Below are 16,220 nucleotides of genomic sequence, written 5' to 3' on the forward strand. Positions count from 1 at the left end.
AAATGGCTATAAGTAACGTTATAAAAACAGATGAAGCGGGTTTCGATAAGATAATTAATAGCACCTCAAAACCAATACTTGTAGATTTTTACGCTGATTGGTGTGGTCCATGCAAAACTCTCGCACCAATACTTGATCAACTATCTAAAGACTATAAAAATGCTTTGATTGCAAAAATAAATGTCGATGATAACCAAAATCTAGCTGCTAAATTTGGTATTAGAAGTATCCCAACATTAATCATATTTAAAAATGCCAAGCAAGTTGAAACTTTAAACGGTGTTTTTACAGCCTCTCAACTTCAAAAGAAACTAGAAGTATATGAGTAGAAATGCTACTGAAAATATGCCGGACTGGTATTTTAATACTAAATTTGAGCTGCCTGTAGTACCTGAATATTATCCGCCAAAATTTGCTATTATTACAGCCTTTAACCCTATGAATCAAGAACTTAATCTTAAAAAAAACTTATCAAGAAATAAAGTTTTAGAAATTGAACTTAGGCAAAGTTATGATTGGGTATACCAAATTAACGGGTTCGATGAGAAAACAGGACATAAGGAGGATGGATTTATGTTTGAAGCGATCTCTATAGACGAGGCTTGTAATTTAGGTTTAAAATATTTTCAAGATGCTATTTACTATATAGAAAATCTCAAGATGTATGTTGTAAAATGTGCTATTGGTCAAAGAAAAGTTATAGAAGTAGGGGATTTTCTATCTAGGATCGTTTGATATATTTAACGATACATTCCAATTCATTTAAATACTCTAAAAAGTCTTTTTTACCTTTTTCCGTAATAGAATAAGTCGTCATAGGTTTGCCAGATTTGAATGATTTTGTGCTGGTAATGTAGCCATTTTTTATAAAAACTCGCATATGAGTACTCATATGCCCATCTGTCAACTCAAGTAAAGCCTTGATGTCTTTAAAACAAGCATTTTCTATAGAATATAAATAAGTAATAATTTTCGTTCTTATTGGTTGATGAAATATATCATTTAACATTGTATAAGCTACATAGTTTATTTTTACTCTTTAAATAAATAGTACATTTTTTTTGCGAAAAATAAATTTTTAACGAGTTTTTTTAAGTATTTTCATTGTGTAGGTGTACCTGTGTATAAGAATCACATATTTATCAACACAATACTAACATTCGCATAATATATATTATGTTAAATTATGTATATTGTTGATAAGTGCATGTTTAAAACATGTTAATAACTACTCTTTCACTAAACTGGTGGGTAAAAACTTACGAATAAACAACTTGTAATCTGTCGATAATTTCTAAACTTGCTGGTAAAAATTTATACTTTTTAAGTTTAGAAATTTCTACAAGCTCTAATTGTTGTTTTTCTTTTGGATGTGGTTTGTTTTCAAATTTATCAATGATAAAAAATTCCAAATTCACCTCCACACTATCTTTATTGATATATTTTTTCTTAAAGAAGCTATTTATAGATTTCACTAGTATTCCAACCTCTTCATAAAGCTCTCGTTTAATACACTCTATAAAAGTTTCATCCTTCTCAACTTTACCGCCAGGAAATTCCCAGTAGTTAGAATAAGTTTGATGTTTTTGTCTTAGTGTTATATAGACTTTAGAACTTTTATCATCTAGAATTATCCCTATCGCTGCATTGATTTTTTTCATGTTTGTTTTATTAAAAAAATAAAGGTCTTAACTATATAATATGTTTCAAAACCATAAAAGTGAAATTTTACTTGCAACCCCACTTATTAAGAATGATGTTATATTTACGCAATCTGTAATATATCTATGTCAGAACGATAAGTATGGGGCTATGGGGCTAATTATTAATAAACCTTTAACAGAAACCCTGAAAGATGTGTTTGAAGAGCTAGAGATACCTTGTTTACATACTTTTGAGGAAATCCTTAATCATCCTCTTTATATGGGTGGGCCTATTAGTTCACATAAAATCTTAATTTTACATACTACTAACGGTAGAAACTATAGTTCAACTATTAGATTAGATGAAGGTTTAGCTATTACAGCTTCAGTAGACATTTTAGAAGATCTAGCTAATAACATCCTGCCAGAGTATTTTCTACCAATAGTTGGTTATAGTTGCTGGACTGCTGAGCAGCTAACCAACGAAATTAAATCTAATGATTGGATTGTTACAACTAAGCTTAGTAAAAAAATTTTATTTAATTATGAAAATAAATCAAAATGGCAACATCACCTAGAACATGCTGGTTATAGTTTCCAAAATTTAAATGCTTTATTTAAAAACATAGGGCATGCTTAATTTATGTTTAAAGCTTTACTAGCTATAGATTATGGTCGAGCGCGGATTGGGCTAGCTAGTGGTCAGATGATCACAAAAACAGCCTCCCCAATTGGCACAATTGAAGCTTATGATGGTAAACCCAACTGGTTTGAGCTTGATAAGGTTATAAAACGTTGGAACCCTTCTGATATTATCATAGGGCTTCCTTTAGACACTAAAGATCTTGATACTGATATAACTAGAGATACACGTAACTTTGCTAAAGAAGTTGAAGATAGATACCAAAAAAATGTGCATCTAATAAATGAAGCTTACTCAACTAGAGAAGCACGGTGGCGTTTAGAAAGTGTTAAAAATAAAAAAGTCAGTCACGTGAAAGTTGACGCTTTAGCAGCTTGCGTGATTTTAGAAACATGGATGTCTGAGAACTAGATATTTTGTTTGTTTTCACATAGAATTACCTAATTAGTTTTCGTAATAAATTAACTAGGTTTTATTATTCAATGAAAGAATACAATTTCACTAGCATAGAACAAGATGCTCAAAAATATTGGCAAGAAAATAATAGTTTTAAAGCTATTAAAGATACATCTAAAGAAAAATTTTATTGTTTGTCAATGTTACCGTATCCTAGTGGTACTTTACATATGGGACATGTACGTAACTATACAATAAGTGACGTTATTGCTAGATACCAAAAAATGCTAGGGAAAAATGTTTTACATCCTATGGGGTGGGATGCTTTTGGCTTACCTGCTGAAAATGCTGCAATTAAACATAATAGATCGCCAGCAGAATGGACAAAAAGTAATATCGCGCATATGAAATCTCAATTTAACTCTCTAGGTTTTAGTTTTGATTGGTCAAGAGAAATAGCAACATGTGATGAAGATTATTATAAATGGGAACAGTGGTTTTTTATTCAATTATATAAAAAAGGCTTAGCTTATCGTAAAAACTCTGTAGTAAACTGGGATCCTGTTGACCAAACAGTTTTAGCAAATGAGCAAGTTATAGATGGTCGTGGCTGGAGATCTGGAGCATTAGTAGAAAAAAAAGAAATTCCACAATGGTTCCTTAAGATTACTGAATACGCTGATGAACTTTTAAAGGATATAAATAAATTAGATGGCTGGCCTGAAGCTGTTAAAACGATGCAAACTAACTGGATTGGAAAATCTAAAGGTTTAACAGTTAAGTTTAAAATTAAAGATGGTCAAGATGATATAGAAGTATTTACTACTCGTCCTGATACTTTAATGGGTGTAAGTTATTTAGCTATAGCTTCTGAGCATCCTTTGGTTTTAGAACAAGCAAAGTCAAATTCTGATTTGAATAAGTTTATAGATGAATGTAAAAAATCAACAACTATGGAAGCAGATCTTGCAACACAAGAGAAAAAAGGTTTTAAAACTTCTATAAAAGTGATTCACCCTATATCTAATGAAGAAATTGATGTTTGGGTAGCAAACTTTGTATTAATGGGTTATGGTACTGGCGCTGTTATGTGTGTTCCAGCACATGATCAAAGAGATTGGGAATTTGCAAAAAAGTATAATATTTCTCTAAAGCAAGTTATTAAATCTAATGATAAAAAACTAAACGTTAATTTAGAAAAAGAAGCTTTTGTAGAGAAAGGTATTTTGATAAATTCTGGCAAATTCAATGATTTAAACTTTAAGCAAGCATACCAAGCTATTAAAAAATATCTTTTTGATAACAATAAAGGTTATGAAACAACTAATTTTAGAATACACGACTGGGGTATTTCCCGCCAAAGATATTGGGGCTGTCCTATTCCTATGATTCATTGTGATAGTTGTGGAATAATACCAGAAAAAGAAGAAAATTTACCAGTAAGGTTACCTACTGATGTTACCTTAACAGCTGCAGGCTCTCCTTTAAAAGATATGCCTGAATTTTTGGAAACTAGTTGCCCTAACTGTAGCGCTAAAGCAAAACGTGAAACTGATACTTTTGATACGTTTTTTGAATCATCTTGGTATTATGCAAGATATACTTGCCCTACTGCCAATCAAATGCTTGTCGATGAAGCAAATTATTGGTTACCTGTAGACAAATATGTAGGTGGTATTGAACATGCTATCATGCATTTATTATATGCAAGGTTTTTCCATAAATTAATGCGTGATCAAGGTTTAGTTTCTTCGGATGAGCCTTTTGAAAACTTACTTACTCAAGGTATGGTTTTAAAAGATGGTGCAAAAATGTCTAAATCAAAAGGCAACACTGTAGATCCTCAAGAGTTAATAAATAAATATGGTGCTGATACAGTTAGACTTTTTAGTATGTTTGCTGCTCCACCAGAACAATCTTTAGAATGGTCAGAAACAGGTGTTGAAGGAGCACATAAATTTTTACGTAAAGTATTTAACTATGCTCAAACTCACCAAAATGAGTTACTTACTAATTTCCAAGTAGATCATAAAAAGCTAACAAAAAATGATAAAACAACTCGTTTTGAGATATATTCTGCTCTTAAGCAGGCTATTTTTGACTTTGATAAAAGCCAGTTTAATACCGTAGTTTCTGCTTGTATGAAAATATTAAATAGTTTAAACAATAATGAAAATTTAGCAAAAGATATAAAATCTGAAGGCTTTAATATCTTACTTCGACTATTAGCTCCTTTTACGCCACATGTATGTCATTATCTATGGCAAGAGCTTAATTTAGGAGGTGATATTTTAACTTCTAATTTTCCAGTAGTTGATGAACAAGCTCTTAAAAAAGATGATTTCTTATTAGTGGTACAAATAAACGGTAAGTTAAAAGCCAAATTAGAACTAGATGCTAGCTTATCAAAAGAGCAAGTTGAAGCTGCTGTTTTATCTGATAGTTATATCAAACCTATAATTGAAAATAAAGAAATTATGAAAGTAATTTATGTACCACAGAAGCTAATAAATATAGTAATAAAATAGGTGTTTAAAATGAAAAAATATATACTTGTGTTATTTATTTTGTTTATTGGTTTACTATCTTCATGTGGCTTTCACCCTCGTGGTGTTTCAATAAATGGCAATACTAGTAATTTTGATAGTATTGTGGGTACTAAATTCTATATTGAATCTAATGACTTTGATCAATACGCAAATGAACTAAGAAAAACTTTAGTGAGTTATAAAGCAAATATTGTCACAAATGATAAAGATGCTGATTATATCATAAATATCCAAGATGCTGCTAAGACGTCACAAATGACAAGTGTTGTTGGTGGTGCTTCAAATAATACATATCAGCTAATATATACAGTAACATACAACATAGTTAAACCATATGATGAAACTCCAGTCGTACCGAATAAAACTCTAAGTACACAACAATTCTGGCAGTCTAACTCCGGTACAGTGCTAGCTCAAGATAATGAAGCAAGTAGAACTTATAATTATTTACAAGATCAATTAGTAAATAATATGATTAATCAAATAGCCTTACTTTTACCTGAACAAGTTGGCAATGATACTAGTACATCAATAGCTGCTAGTAATAAAGGGTCTCAGCAAAATAGCTCTAATCCTAATAAAAATCTAGAATCTAATACACAAAGCAAATAATATCTAAGAGGTAAATACTATGATGGAAACTTTAATATTTTTTTATACTAAATTGCTAGGAAATAACAGTATCGCGAATGTTTTAAGTTTTGCAACTATTTGTGTAATAGTACTATTTATATCCTGGATGCTAAATTTAGTACTAAAAAAATATATAGTAACTATTGTCAAAGCTTTTTTTAGTAAAAAGGATTCTAATTTTGGAAAATCTTTAATTAAATATCATGTTTTTAGGAAATTATCCCACATAGGGCCTGCCATTTTTATATATGTAGCTATTAGCTTAGCCAGTTTTCCAGATTGTCCTTGGACATTAAATTTAGTAAATGCTATAGAATTAATTGCTCAAATTTATATGACATTAGTTATTATATGGTTTTTCATAGCTTTCACAGATGCTATTTTTGAATACTTTCAAACCTTACCATATTTTGCAAGACATTCATTACGTAGTTATGCTCAAATTATCAAAATAATTTTGTTTTTCATAGCTTTTATATTAGTGGTATCACAATTATTAAATAAATCCCCTATTGCTTTTCTAACTGGACTAGGTGCTTTATCTGCTGTATTAATGTTAGTTTTCAAAGACACTATTTTAGGTTTTGTTACAAATATTCAAGTAGCAGCTTTAGATATGGTGAGAGTGGATGATTGGATTACAGTACCAGCTGCTGGCGTTGACGGTAATGTCATAGAGGTTTCTGTAAATACTGTAAAAATACGTAATTTTGACAAAACTATTTCAACGATCCCCACATATGCTCTTATCAGTAATAGTGTCCAAAACTGGCGAGGTATGGTTGAAACCGGTGGCCGTAGAATAAAGCGTTCAATAAATATTGATATTGATACTATAAAATTTTGTAACGATGACCTTTTAGGAAAATTAAAACAAGAAGAGTTACTAAAAGACTATGTAGCAAAAAATAATAATGAAAAAATAACTAACATAACCTTGCTTAGAGTTTATATAGAAAATTATTTACGCAAGCATCCAAAAATACACCAGGATCTAACTTTTTTAATAAGAGAGTTACAACCTACTGAATCTGGTTTACCTATAGAGATATATATTTTTACAAATGACACCAATTGGGTAAACTACGAAAAGATCCAAGCTGATATTTTTGATCATGTTTTTGCTAGTTTATCACTATTTGAATTAAGAGCTTTCCAGGCTATTACAGGTAGAATAACATCTAAAGATTATTAATTAGCTTTATAAAAAATTAGCACTTAGGAAGTGTTACTCCAAATTGACCTTGGTATTTACCACCTTTATCAGCATATGAAGTTTCGCAAGGTTCATCAGATTGAAAAAATAGCATTTGAGCAACACCTTCATTAGCATATATTTTAGCCGGTAATGGAGTTGTATTTGAAAATTCTAAGGTTACATATCCTTCCCACTCTGGCTCAAGTGGTGTTACATTTACAATAATCCCACATCTTGCATAAGTAGACTTACCAAGACATACTACTAGCACATCTCTAGGTATTTTAAATTTCTCAACGGTACGTGCTAAAGCAAATGAGTTTGGTGGAATAATACAAACATCCCCTTTAAAATCTACAAAGTTTTTATCACTAAAATCTTTAGGATCAACTATAGATGAATTTATATTTGTAAAAATTTTAAACTCATCTGCACAACGTACATCATATCCATAGCTTGATGTACCATAAGAAACTATTTTTTCACCATTTACTATTTTAACTTGCCCTGCCTCAAAAGGTTCTATCATGTTTTGTTCTTGGGACATTTTTTTAATCCACTTATCTGATTTAATCGTCATTTTTACTCACTTATTTTTCTAATTTAACACTAATAGAATCTAAGCTACTTGCTTTAGGTAACTTTTGTATTTCATGCAATAAATTTTCAGCTACTTCTAGGTAGCTTGTAGTTATATTATCATTTTTCTCTAGACTTACATATGGTATACCGTGATCTGCATTTTCTCTAATATCTTTATGCAAAGGCAAACTTCCTAAAAATTCAATATTGTTTTTACCACAAAGTAAATGAGCACCATCTTCACCAAAAATATGCTCACTATTACCACATTTGGGGCAAATGTAATAGCTCATGTTTTCTACTATACCTAAAGTTTTAATATCCACTTTTTCAAACATTACTATTGCACGTTTAGCATCTATTAAGGATAAATCTTGTGGCGTAGTTACGATCACAGCACCTGTTACAGGCATGTTTTTCGATATGGTCAATTGGATATCACCCGTTCCAGGTGGTAAATCTAAAAACAAATAATCTATATCTTGCCAATCAGTATCATTAAGAAGTTGCATCAATGCTCGCGAAACTATAGGACCTCGCCAAATTACAGCCGATTCTGGATCAATTAGATTACCGATTGATATCATTTTCACACCATATCGCTCTAAAGGAATAATTTTTTTCTTATCTGTAGTTTTTGGATTATCTTTAAGATTTAGTAAAGTTGGCTGGCTAGGACCATAAATATCAGTATCTAAAATACCTGCTTTGGCTCCCATCTTAGCAAAAGCTACAGCCAGATTAGTTGTGACGGTTGATTTACCAACTCCTCCTTTGCCTGAAGCAATTAGGATAATGTTTTTGATATTAGGTAAAAGCTTTTGTCCAGGTTGGACTTTCTTTTTTTCAACGTTCTCTATCTTTTTCATGCAATTAATTTTCTATAATTTGATGACATTATACTTTATTAGTTTTATTTTAAAAAGGTAGTTAAAATTGTTTTTATTGGTCTAAAGACTAAGAAATATAGGTTAAACCTATCAAAAATTAAGTCAGCCTACCATATATAGTAGACTTCACATATGTTAAAATTCCCATAGATTCTGAAATTATTTTTTTAACCTTAGGTACGCGTTGTTCTATAAATGGAAAATTTTTTATTAAATTTAGTATATATTTTAGAGGCAAACATAATTCTGTTTGTTTGCCAAGTATTCACTATAATTGTTGTTCTGAAGCTTATAGTTGACAAAAAATCAGCCTCAAATATATTAGCTTGGCTTTTAGCAATCTTATTTATTCCATATATAGCTATTCCCTTCTTTTTTATATTTCAGCGTAAAGATAGAAGAAGTTTTTGGCAAAAAGAAGCTATGAGTATACGTCAGCCTTCTTTAGAAAATATTTGTATTAAAAGTGATACTGCTTATAGAAACCTTCCTACAGATATTATAAATGTTTTTTCAAATCTTGAGCTGCCTACTTTAACAGCTAACAATTCTTTTGAAATATATACTGATGGTGTAAGCTCATACAAAGCTTTTATTGAAGCTATAAATTCTGCTAAAACAAATATATATATACAAACATATGTCTTTAAATACGACACAACCTCTAGATTAATACTCAATGCATTAGAGAAAAAAGCCTCTTGTGGTATAGAAATTAAAATAATGATAGATGCTTTAGGATCCTTTTATGTTTACCGTCATAACAAAAGAATATTCAGTAATTTACGTAAGTTAGGTGCTAAAGTTGTTTTTTTTATGCCTATATTAGTAAATCCTTTACGTAACTACATTAATTATCGCAACCACCGTAAAATTTACATTTTTGATAACCATACAGTATTTAGTGGCGGTATGAATATTGGAGATGAGTATATGAGCCCTATAGAGCATGAAGGAATGTGGGATGATTTATTATTTAAAATTCAAGGGGAATCTTTAGTATACTTTCTAAAAGTTTTTTGTTCAGATTGGCATTTCGCAACAAATGAAGAATTAGACTTTAAAATAAAAAATAATGTTAAAGAAAAATGCTTTACCCAGGTTATCCCATCTGGTCCAGATATGCAGCGAGACCAGCTATATGCTGGCTTAATTACAGCAATAAGCTCAGCAAAAAACAGACTATGGATTATTACACCATATCTAATACCGTCGGCTGATTTGTTTCAGTCAATAGTACTTGCTAAACGAAGAGGCATAGATGTCAAAGTTATAACTCCTAAACAGTCAAATCATAAAATAGTTGATAAAGCTAGAACTAGCTATATCAGAGAACTACTTAATTGTGATATTGAAGTACATTTTACAAAAAATATGGTTCATGCAAAAGCTGTTTTGATAGATGAAAATATAGCCATGCTTGGTTCTGTAAACCTTGATAATCGTAGTCTATTTTTAAACTATGAACTAACTACGTTTATTTATACTCCTAAGCAAGTATTAAAATTATATAAATGGGCAGAGAAAATTATTGATGATTCAAGCCAAAATACTTCTCATATAACTAATAAACGAGGTAGTTTAATAGTTGAAAGTATTATGAAAATACTTACTCCTTTGATGTAACTTTTAATACAATACCCTCCTAAATCTAATATTTTTACTAAAAAAGTATATGATAAAGTTGCTTTTTTAAGTTACTATAGTTCTTGATTTTGGTGTAATATTTATATGATGAGCTGATATGAAGAAAATAAGTAACATCACTTTATCTTTTTTTTTGTTAAGTTTAGGGATTATAGCTATTACAACAGCTTGCTCCAATAACAAAACTGAAAAGAGCGTTGATCCTCTAGAGTTATATACAAAAGTTACACAGTTAGAAACAGCTTTTGATAATCAATATGAAGGCAAATTCAAATTACCAGAGAATGCAAAAAAATGTATTTCAAAAATAACCCAGAATTCTGATGTTTATGAATATATGGGTAGTAAAGATGGCTTTGACTATAGTGAAAATTCTCAATATACAAAAGTTTCTAAAAATTTGGTTGAAAGCCTAAATAAACTCATGAGTGAATTTATAGATATAGGTTTTATTAAAGCTATACAAGCAAATGATAAACGACCAGCTTTAATGTTTGATATAGATAATACGCTTGAGCTTACATCCTTTGACGATGATTACTTTAGTAAAGGTACAAGACCAACCCCGTACTTAACTAATTTTGTTAAAAAACAATGTTTTAAGAATGGTGTCGATTGTTATTTTATAACAGCCAGATATTGTAATATGGAAGCAGCAATATCAACAGAACAATGGCTAAAACAAAATCTAAATTTAACAAATACCCAGATAAGTAAATATGTTTTTCTATCTGGCTCAATTAATGATACTCTTTGTGCTACACAGCAAGATGAAAAAATTGCGTATAAAGATTCTTTTAGGCAAGCTCTAGCTGAGCAAAGAAATGTTTATTGGTTAATGTCTATTGGTGATCAAATGACAGATTGGCATGGTTCTCATAGTGGTTTAAAAGTAAAATTTCCTAATCAGATGTTCCAAAGCAATATTGTTCCTAATAACTTTTATAAACAAAATGACTGTAACTTAAAAACAGTTATAGCCCCTTCGCTACAATGCTACAACAAGATCAAATCTGGCATCCTAGAACATGCGACTGTTAGCTACTGTAAAAAATTTAAAGACAATAAATATTACTCTGGTTAGAAGCTAAACTGTCTCTTTACAATCTAAACTCTTTGCTCAATAAAAAATCTATCTTTTAAGACATTGAGGATACTATCTACATTTTCAACAATAGCTTTATCATCCAAAGTTTGATTATTATCTTGGAAAAGCATACTAAGAGCTATACTTTTTTTATTATTTGATTGCTCTTGGTAAACATCAAAGATATTTATGTCTTTTAATGTAGTCATATTTAACTCGTTAATAGCACTTATAATATCACTAGCTAAAACCTCTTTACCAACTAAAAATGAAAGATCTCTAGATACTGATGGATATTTAGATATTTTTTCAAAACTAGGAATTTCTTTTTGAGTTAAAATATCTAAGTCTAGTTCAAAAACTATAGGGGCTTTTGCTTTAATTTGAAAAGTTTTAAGTACTGTTGGATGGATCACTCCAATAACTCCTACTTTTTTACCATTAGCTAAAATATATGCTGATTGACATGGATGTAACCAGTGAATATCATCACAAACCTCAAAACTTAAGTTAGCAACATCATTACACAATGCTTCAACATCTGATTTCATATCAAAAAAATCTACTTTTTTAGAGTTAGACCAATTAATATTCAAAAGATCACCATAAGCTAATCCAGCAATTTTATCAAGCTGGCTTCTTTGATTGTCTTTTAACTTAAAGCAAGCACCCTTTTCAAATATTCTTACTCTATTTTGCTGACGTGAAATATTTACTTTAAAGGTGTTTAATAATCCCGGGATAAGAGATTGTCTCATTACAGATAAATCTTGCGAAATAGGGTTTTGTATAGTTACTCCTTTTTGATCAAAGAAGAACTCATCATATTTAGGATCGATAAAACTATAGTTAATAGTCTCATAGTAACCTCTATCGATAAGTCTAGATTCTAAAATTTCTACAGCCTGTCTACTTTCTGAAATATTTACCTTAGATGCTCGATATAAAGGCATAGTTTCTGGTAAATTTGAATATCCATAAACTCGAGCAACCTCCTCTATTAAATCTTCAGCAATTTCCATATCAAAACGATATGATGGAGGAATCACCTCCAAGCAACATTCATCTGTTTTTTTGACCTGCATATGTAATGCTGTAAGTACGTTAAGCACATAATCAATTTTAAAATCAGTACCTAAAACTCTATTTAGTTTTTTGATACACAAATTTATAGTAGTCTGTTTATTTAAAAACTCTAAATCTTCTTGACAAGAAATTTCACCAACTTTTCCACCAGCTATATCAGTTATTAGCTGTATAGCTAACTTCATAGCAGATTTAGCAAGTTTAGGGTCAACGCCCCTTTCAAACCTATGTGATGAATCTGTATGTAAATTATATTTACGAGCTTTACCTGCTATTTTCTCTGGCACAAAAAAAGCGCTTTCTAAGAATATATTTTTAGTATCAGCTGTAATAGATGAATCTAAGCCACCCATGACTCCACCTATTGCTAAAGCTTTTTTCTCATCAGCTATCACAAGGGTGTCGCTATCTAATACAACTTTTGTATCATCTAAAAGAGTTAACTCTTCTTGGTCATTTGCATAACGGACATTAATGTCACCTTCTAATTTATCAAAGTCAAAAACATGCATTGGTTGACCTAAAAGTAGCATTACATAATTTGTAACATCTACAAATAAAGAGATACTACCAACTCCACTTCTTCTAAGTTTTTCTTGCATCCATAAGGGTGTAGTAACTGAAGTATCAACATCTCTTATAATACAACCATAGTAACTTTTACAAGCATCTAAATTAGTTATCTTGATATCTTTAGTGTCTTGTATTTGGAATTTTGGCTCGACTATTTTGATAGTTTTTAATTGTGATTTTGTCAGAGCTGAAACTTCACGAGCTATACCATATACACTTAAGCAATCTGCCCTATTTGGTGTCAAATCAACTTCTATAATATTATCGTCTAAATTAAGATATTTATTAATGTCTTCACCCACAGGAGCATTTTGTGGTAAATCCATTAAACCATCAGCATTTTCTGCTAAACCAAGCTCTTGTTCTGAACACATCATACCAAAAGATTCTTGACCTCTTAATTTAGATTTTTTAATTTTAAAATCACCTGGTAATACAGCCCCTATTTTTGCCACTGGCGCTTTCATACCTTCATAGATATTTGTAGCACCACAGACTATTGTTAAAGGCTCTGGTCCAGCAACGTCTACTGTGCAAATATTCAATTTATCTGCTTCAGGATGTTTTGTAATAGTTTTTATTTGACCAATTACAACATTACTGACTTTTTCAGTAACTACTGCTTCTACAGCGTCAACTTCTAAGCCTGCCAATGTCAGTGTTTCTGCTAGATCTTGACTACTTTGAGTAGCATCTAGATACTCATTTAACCAATTATGACTAAATTTCATTTGTAAAATCTCCTAAAGATGTTGATTTAAAACATCTGCAAAATAAATAACTTAATTACAGGGTATTATTCTATATATAAAATAATATTTCAAATCTACTAATGTAAACTTTTAAATTTAAAATAATAACTCATGCTATTATAACAATATATAATCGTGTGTAAATTTCGATTAACAAATTTAACTAAAGTAATCAGATTTGGTCTTAAATTGGTGCTTATTTTTTTGTAAACTAACTAACTTCATGTTATTTATATTGTGTTAACAATCAACACTAAAGAGATGTAAGATGAAGAAATACAAAGTACAAGATAGAGAAACTGGTAATCAAATAGAGATATTTGATACTTACGAAGAAGCTAAAAATGCGTTAGGCGAATATGAAGCGCAAGATGAAAATGATGGGACATATGAAGAAGACCTTTATGTTATAGTTGAAGTTGATGAACCATTATAAAAATAAAATAACAAGTTTGTTTATTTTTTTACTTAAGCTTCAGTTTAAAACCTCTTCTATTGTTACATGAACAGTAAATTCTAGCGAAAAGTATAAGCATTTGCTATAAAAAATATGTATGCAAATTTGCTTTGTGTTAGGCTTTCATCTGGAAATATTAACTTTAATAATACTATAAGGCTAATATTTTCAAGTAGTCAACTAACAAGCTAAGGGGGACTAGTTATGACTTACGATAATAATAATAATAATAATAATAATAATAACGCAAAAAAAAGTAGATCAGAAATAAGTGAAAAAGCTGCTCAAACTAGAAAAGAGCATGATTCTAATGCTTTCTCTGAAATGGGTAAAAAAGGAGCTCAAGAAAGGCACAATAAATCACCAGAAGAAGAAAGTGAAATAGCTAAAAAAGCTGCTCAAACTAGAAAAGAGCATGATCCTGACGCTTTCTCTGAAATGGGTAAAAAAGGAGCCCAGGAAAGGCACAATAAATCACCAGAAGAAGAAAGCGAAATAGCCGAAAAAGCTGCTCAAACTAGAAAAGAGCATGATCCTGACGCTTTCTCTGAAATGGGTAAAAAAGGAGCCCAGGAAAGACATAATAAATCACCAGAAGAAGAAAGTGAAATAGCTAAAAAAGCTGCTCAAACTAGAAAAGAGCATGATTCTGAAACATCTTCTGTCGGTAGTAACAAAGGTGGTGGTACCAACCAAAACCAAGATGAAGATAACAAAAACAAAGGCAATAAATAAAGGGGCTGTTGCAAGCTGGAATTAAATAAATGGGCGGTAACAAGGCAAAAATATTCGAAAAAGCGCAGTTTACATGTAGTAAATGAGCATTTTGAGAATCTTTTTAACACAGTTAGAAACATATAATTTTAGTTTGCAACAGTGCCATAAATTACAAAACCTGAAATATACCAGTAATAATCTTTTACTGGTTTTTTTTCAGTATTTTCTACCCAATTACCCAATTAAATAGTCTATCTATAGCTAATTCTTAAAACTGCTTTAAAAATCTTAGATCATTTTCAAAGAACATTCTTAGATCATCTATTCCATATCTAAGCATAGAAAGCCTTTCAACTCCCATACCAAAGGCAAAACCTTGGAATTTAGTAGCATCTATAGAACCTGATTTCAAAACTTTAGGATGGACCATGCCACAACCTAAAACTTCTAGCCACCCCGTGTTTTTACAAACTCTACAACCAGAGCCTCCACATATAACACATTCTATATCAGCTTCTGCTGAGGGTTCAGTAAATGGAAAATAAGATGGCCTAAACCTTACTTTTAGATCTTTCTCGAAAAATGAACTTAAAAAAGCATTCAATAAGCCTTTTAAGTCTGCAAAAGATACATCTTTTTCAACTAGTAGACCTTCTACTTGATGAAACATTGGTGTATGAGTAACATCCGAATCACAGCGATACACCCTGCCTGGAGCTATAATTCTGATTGGTGGTTCCTGCTTTTCCATAGTACGAATTTGTACACCAGATGTATGAGTCCTAAGAACATGGGTTTGATCTATATAAAAAGTATCGTGCATAGCACGAGCTGGATGATGTGAGGGAATATTTAGTGTTTCAAAATTATAATAATCACTTTCTATTTCGGGTCCAAACTCTATATCAAAGCCATTCTGTTTGAAAAAAGATTCTACTCTATTTAATGTTTTTGTAACAGGATGGAGAGAGCCTTGGCTTTGTCCTACTCCTTTTAAAGTCACATCTATTTTTTCTTGTACTAGTTTTTGGTTAATCTCTTGTTCTTCAAAAAAAGCTAGTTTTGTATTTATAGCATCTTGTAAAGATTGTTTAGCAACGTTTACAGCTTGACCAAGTTTAGGCTTTTCTTCATTTGGTAAGGAGCCTATCATTTTCATCATATCAGTCAACTTACCTTTTTTACCAAGGTATTTAACACGTATATCATCAACAGATTTTCTATCTGTGACAAGGTTAAGCTCATCAAGAGCTTTTTCTTTCATTTGCTCTACTAGTTGCATACTTATTTCCATTTAAAAACTTATCGATATTATAGACAAAAAACATTTTTATTAAAATTCTAAAACTTATAAAATTAAGCTTTTA

Annotated in this window: 17 protein-coding genes; 11 read left to right on the forward strand and 6 right to left on the reverse strand. The window is 30.6% G+C overall.

The features are described from left to right. Positions 1-2 precede the first annotated feature (2 nt). Together trxA and E4K63_RS04100 are read left to right on the forward strand one after the other, a co-directional pair. Positions 3-329, forward strand: a complete 327-nt coding sequence (gene trxA, locus E4K63_RS04095; protein WP_133941820.1) for a thioredoxin — start codon at positions 3-5, stop codon at positions 327-329. Next, the gene (locus tag E4K63_RS04100) at positions 322-735 is read left to right on the forward strand and encodes a DUF3293 domain-containing protein (protein WP_133941822.1); all 414 of its coding nucleotides are present in this window, start codon (positions 322-324) and stop codon (positions 733-735) included. The genes trxA and E4K63_RS04100 overlap by 8 nt, the downstream gene beginning before the upstream one ends. Here E4K63_RS04100 and E4K63_RS04105 read toward each other — a convergent pair. Both E4K63_RS04105 and mutT read right to left on the reverse strand, forming a co-directional pair. Next, positions 722-1,009, reverse strand: a complete 288-nt coding sequence (locus E4K63_RS04105) for a winged helix-turn-helix domain-containing protein (RefSeq protein WP_133941824.1) — start codon at positions 1,007-1,009, stop codon at positions 722-724. The genes E4K63_RS04100 and E4K63_RS04105 overlap by 14 nt on opposite strands. 250 nt (positions 1,010-1,259) lie before the next feature. Beyond that, positions 1,260-1,661 (reverse strand): 8-oxo-dGTP diphosphatase MutT, encoded by a 402-nt coding sequence (gene mutT / locus E4K63_RS04110; RefSeq protein WP_133941826.1) that lies wholly within the window; start codon positions 1,659-1,661, stop codon positions 1,260-1,262. A 40-nt stretch (positions 1,662-1,701) separates the two neighbouring features. Here mutT and E4K63_RS04115 point away from each other — a divergent pair, with 40 nt between their 5' ends. From E4K63_RS04115 to E4K63_RS04135, 5 genes are all read left to right on the forward strand, one after another. Next, positions 1,702-2,283: a YqgE/AlgH family protein gene (locus tag E4K63_RS04115; protein ID WP_133941828.1), complete on the forward strand. Its 582-nt coding sequence runs from the start codon at positions 1,702-1,704 to the stop codon at positions 2,281-2,283. 3 nt (positions 2,284-2,286) lie between these two features. After that, positions 2,287-2,697: a Holliday junction resolvase RuvX gene (gene ruvX, locus E4K63_RS04120; RefSeq protein WP_133941830.1), complete on the forward strand. Its 411-nt coding sequence runs from the start codon at positions 2,287-2,289 to the stop codon at positions 2,695-2,697. Positions 2,698-2,768: 71 nt separating this feature from the next. After that, the gene (gene leuS / locus E4K63_RS04125; protein WP_133941832.1) at positions 2,769-5,210 is read left to right on the forward strand and encodes a leucine--tRNA ligase; all 2,442 of its coding nucleotides are present in this window, start codon (positions 2,769-2,771) and stop codon (positions 5,208-5,210) included. A 9-nt stretch (positions 5,211-5,219) separates the two neighbouring features. Further along, entirely contained in the window at positions 5,220-5,843 is a 624-nt protein-coding gene (locus E4K63_RS04130) for an LPS-assembly lipoprotein LptE (protein ID WP_133941834.1), read from the forward strand. Between the two features lie 22 nt (positions 5,844-5,865). After that, positions 5,866-7,059 carry a mechanosensitive ion channel family protein gene (locus tag E4K63_RS04135; RefSeq protein WP_133941862.1) on the forward strand — a complete coding sequence of 398 codons (1,194 nt, stop codon included), beginning with the start codon at positions 5,866-5,868 and terminating at the stop codon, positions 7,057-7,059. A gap of 16 nt (positions 7,060-7,075) precedes the next feature. Here the strand turns inward: E4K63_RS04135 and dcd are convergent, their stop codons facing one another. After that, the gene (gene dcd / locus E4K63_RS04140; RefSeq protein ID WP_133941836.1) at positions 7,076-7,642 is read right to left on the reverse strand and encodes a dCTP deaminase; all 567 of its coding nucleotides are present in this window, start codon (positions 7,640-7,642) and stop codon (positions 7,076-7,078) included. A gap of 10 nt (positions 7,643-7,652) precedes the next feature. Next, on the reverse strand, positions 7,653-8,513 hold the full coding sequence (locus E4K63_RS04145) for an Mrp/NBP35 family ATP-binding protein (RefSeq protein ID WP_133941838.1): 861 nt from the start codon (positions 8,511-8,513) through the stop codon (positions 7,653-7,655). Between the two features lie 216 nt (positions 8,514-8,729). Here E4K63_RS04145 and cls point away from each other — a divergent pair, with 216 nt between their 5' ends. Next, positions 8,730-10,160, forward strand: a complete 1,431-nt coding sequence (gene cls / locus E4K63_RS04150; RefSeq protein WP_133941840.1) for a cardiolipin synthase — start codon at positions 8,730-8,732, stop codon at positions 10,158-10,160. A gap of 118 nt (positions 10,161-10,278) precedes the next feature. Continuing rightward, positions 10,279-11,265 (forward strand): HAD family acid phosphatase, encoded by a 987-nt coding sequence (locus E4K63_RS04155; protein ID WP_133941842.1) that lies wholly within the window; start codon positions 10,279-10,281, stop codon positions 11,263-11,265. A 23-nt stretch (positions 11,266-11,288) separates the two neighbouring features. Here the strand turns inward: E4K63_RS04155 and pheT are convergent, their stop codons facing one another. After that, positions 11,289-13,658 (reverse strand): phenylalanine--tRNA ligase subunit beta, encoded by a 2,370-nt coding sequence (gene pheT / locus E4K63_RS04160; protein ID WP_133941844.1) that lies wholly within the window; start codon positions 13,656-13,658, stop codon positions 11,289-11,291. 289 nt (positions 13,659-13,947) lie between these two features. Between pheT and E4K63_RS04165 the strand changes: the two genes are divergently transcribed. Together E4K63_RS04165 and E4K63_RS04170 are read left to right on the forward strand one after the other, a co-directional pair. Beyond that, positions 13,948-14,115: a hypothetical protein gene (locus E4K63_RS04165; protein ID WP_166666897.1), complete on the forward strand. Its 168-nt coding sequence runs from the start codon at positions 13,948-13,950 to the stop codon at positions 14,113-14,115. A gap of 225 nt (positions 14,116-14,340) precedes the next feature. Next, a complete protein-coding gene (locus E4K63_RS04170; RefSeq protein ID WP_133941846.1) occupies positions 14,341-14,871 on the forward strand; it encodes a hypothetical protein in 531 nt (176 codons plus the stop codon). A 250-nt stretch (positions 14,872-15,121) separates the two neighbouring features. Here the strand turns inward: E4K63_RS04170 and pheS are convergent, their stop codons facing one another. Beyond that, the gene (gene pheS / locus E4K63_RS04175; protein ID WP_133941848.1) at positions 15,122-16,135 is read right to left on the reverse strand and encodes a phenylalanine--tRNA ligase subunit alpha; all 1,014 of its coding nucleotides are present in this window, start codon (positions 16,133-16,135) and stop codon (positions 15,122-15,124) included. Positions 16,136-16,220 lie beyond the last annotated feature (85 nt).

The sequence above is a fragment of the Allofrancisella inopinata genome, assembly GCF_012222965.1.
GTDB lineage: Bacteria > Pseudomonadota > Gammaproteobacteria > Francisellales > Francisellaceae > Francisella > Francisella inopinata.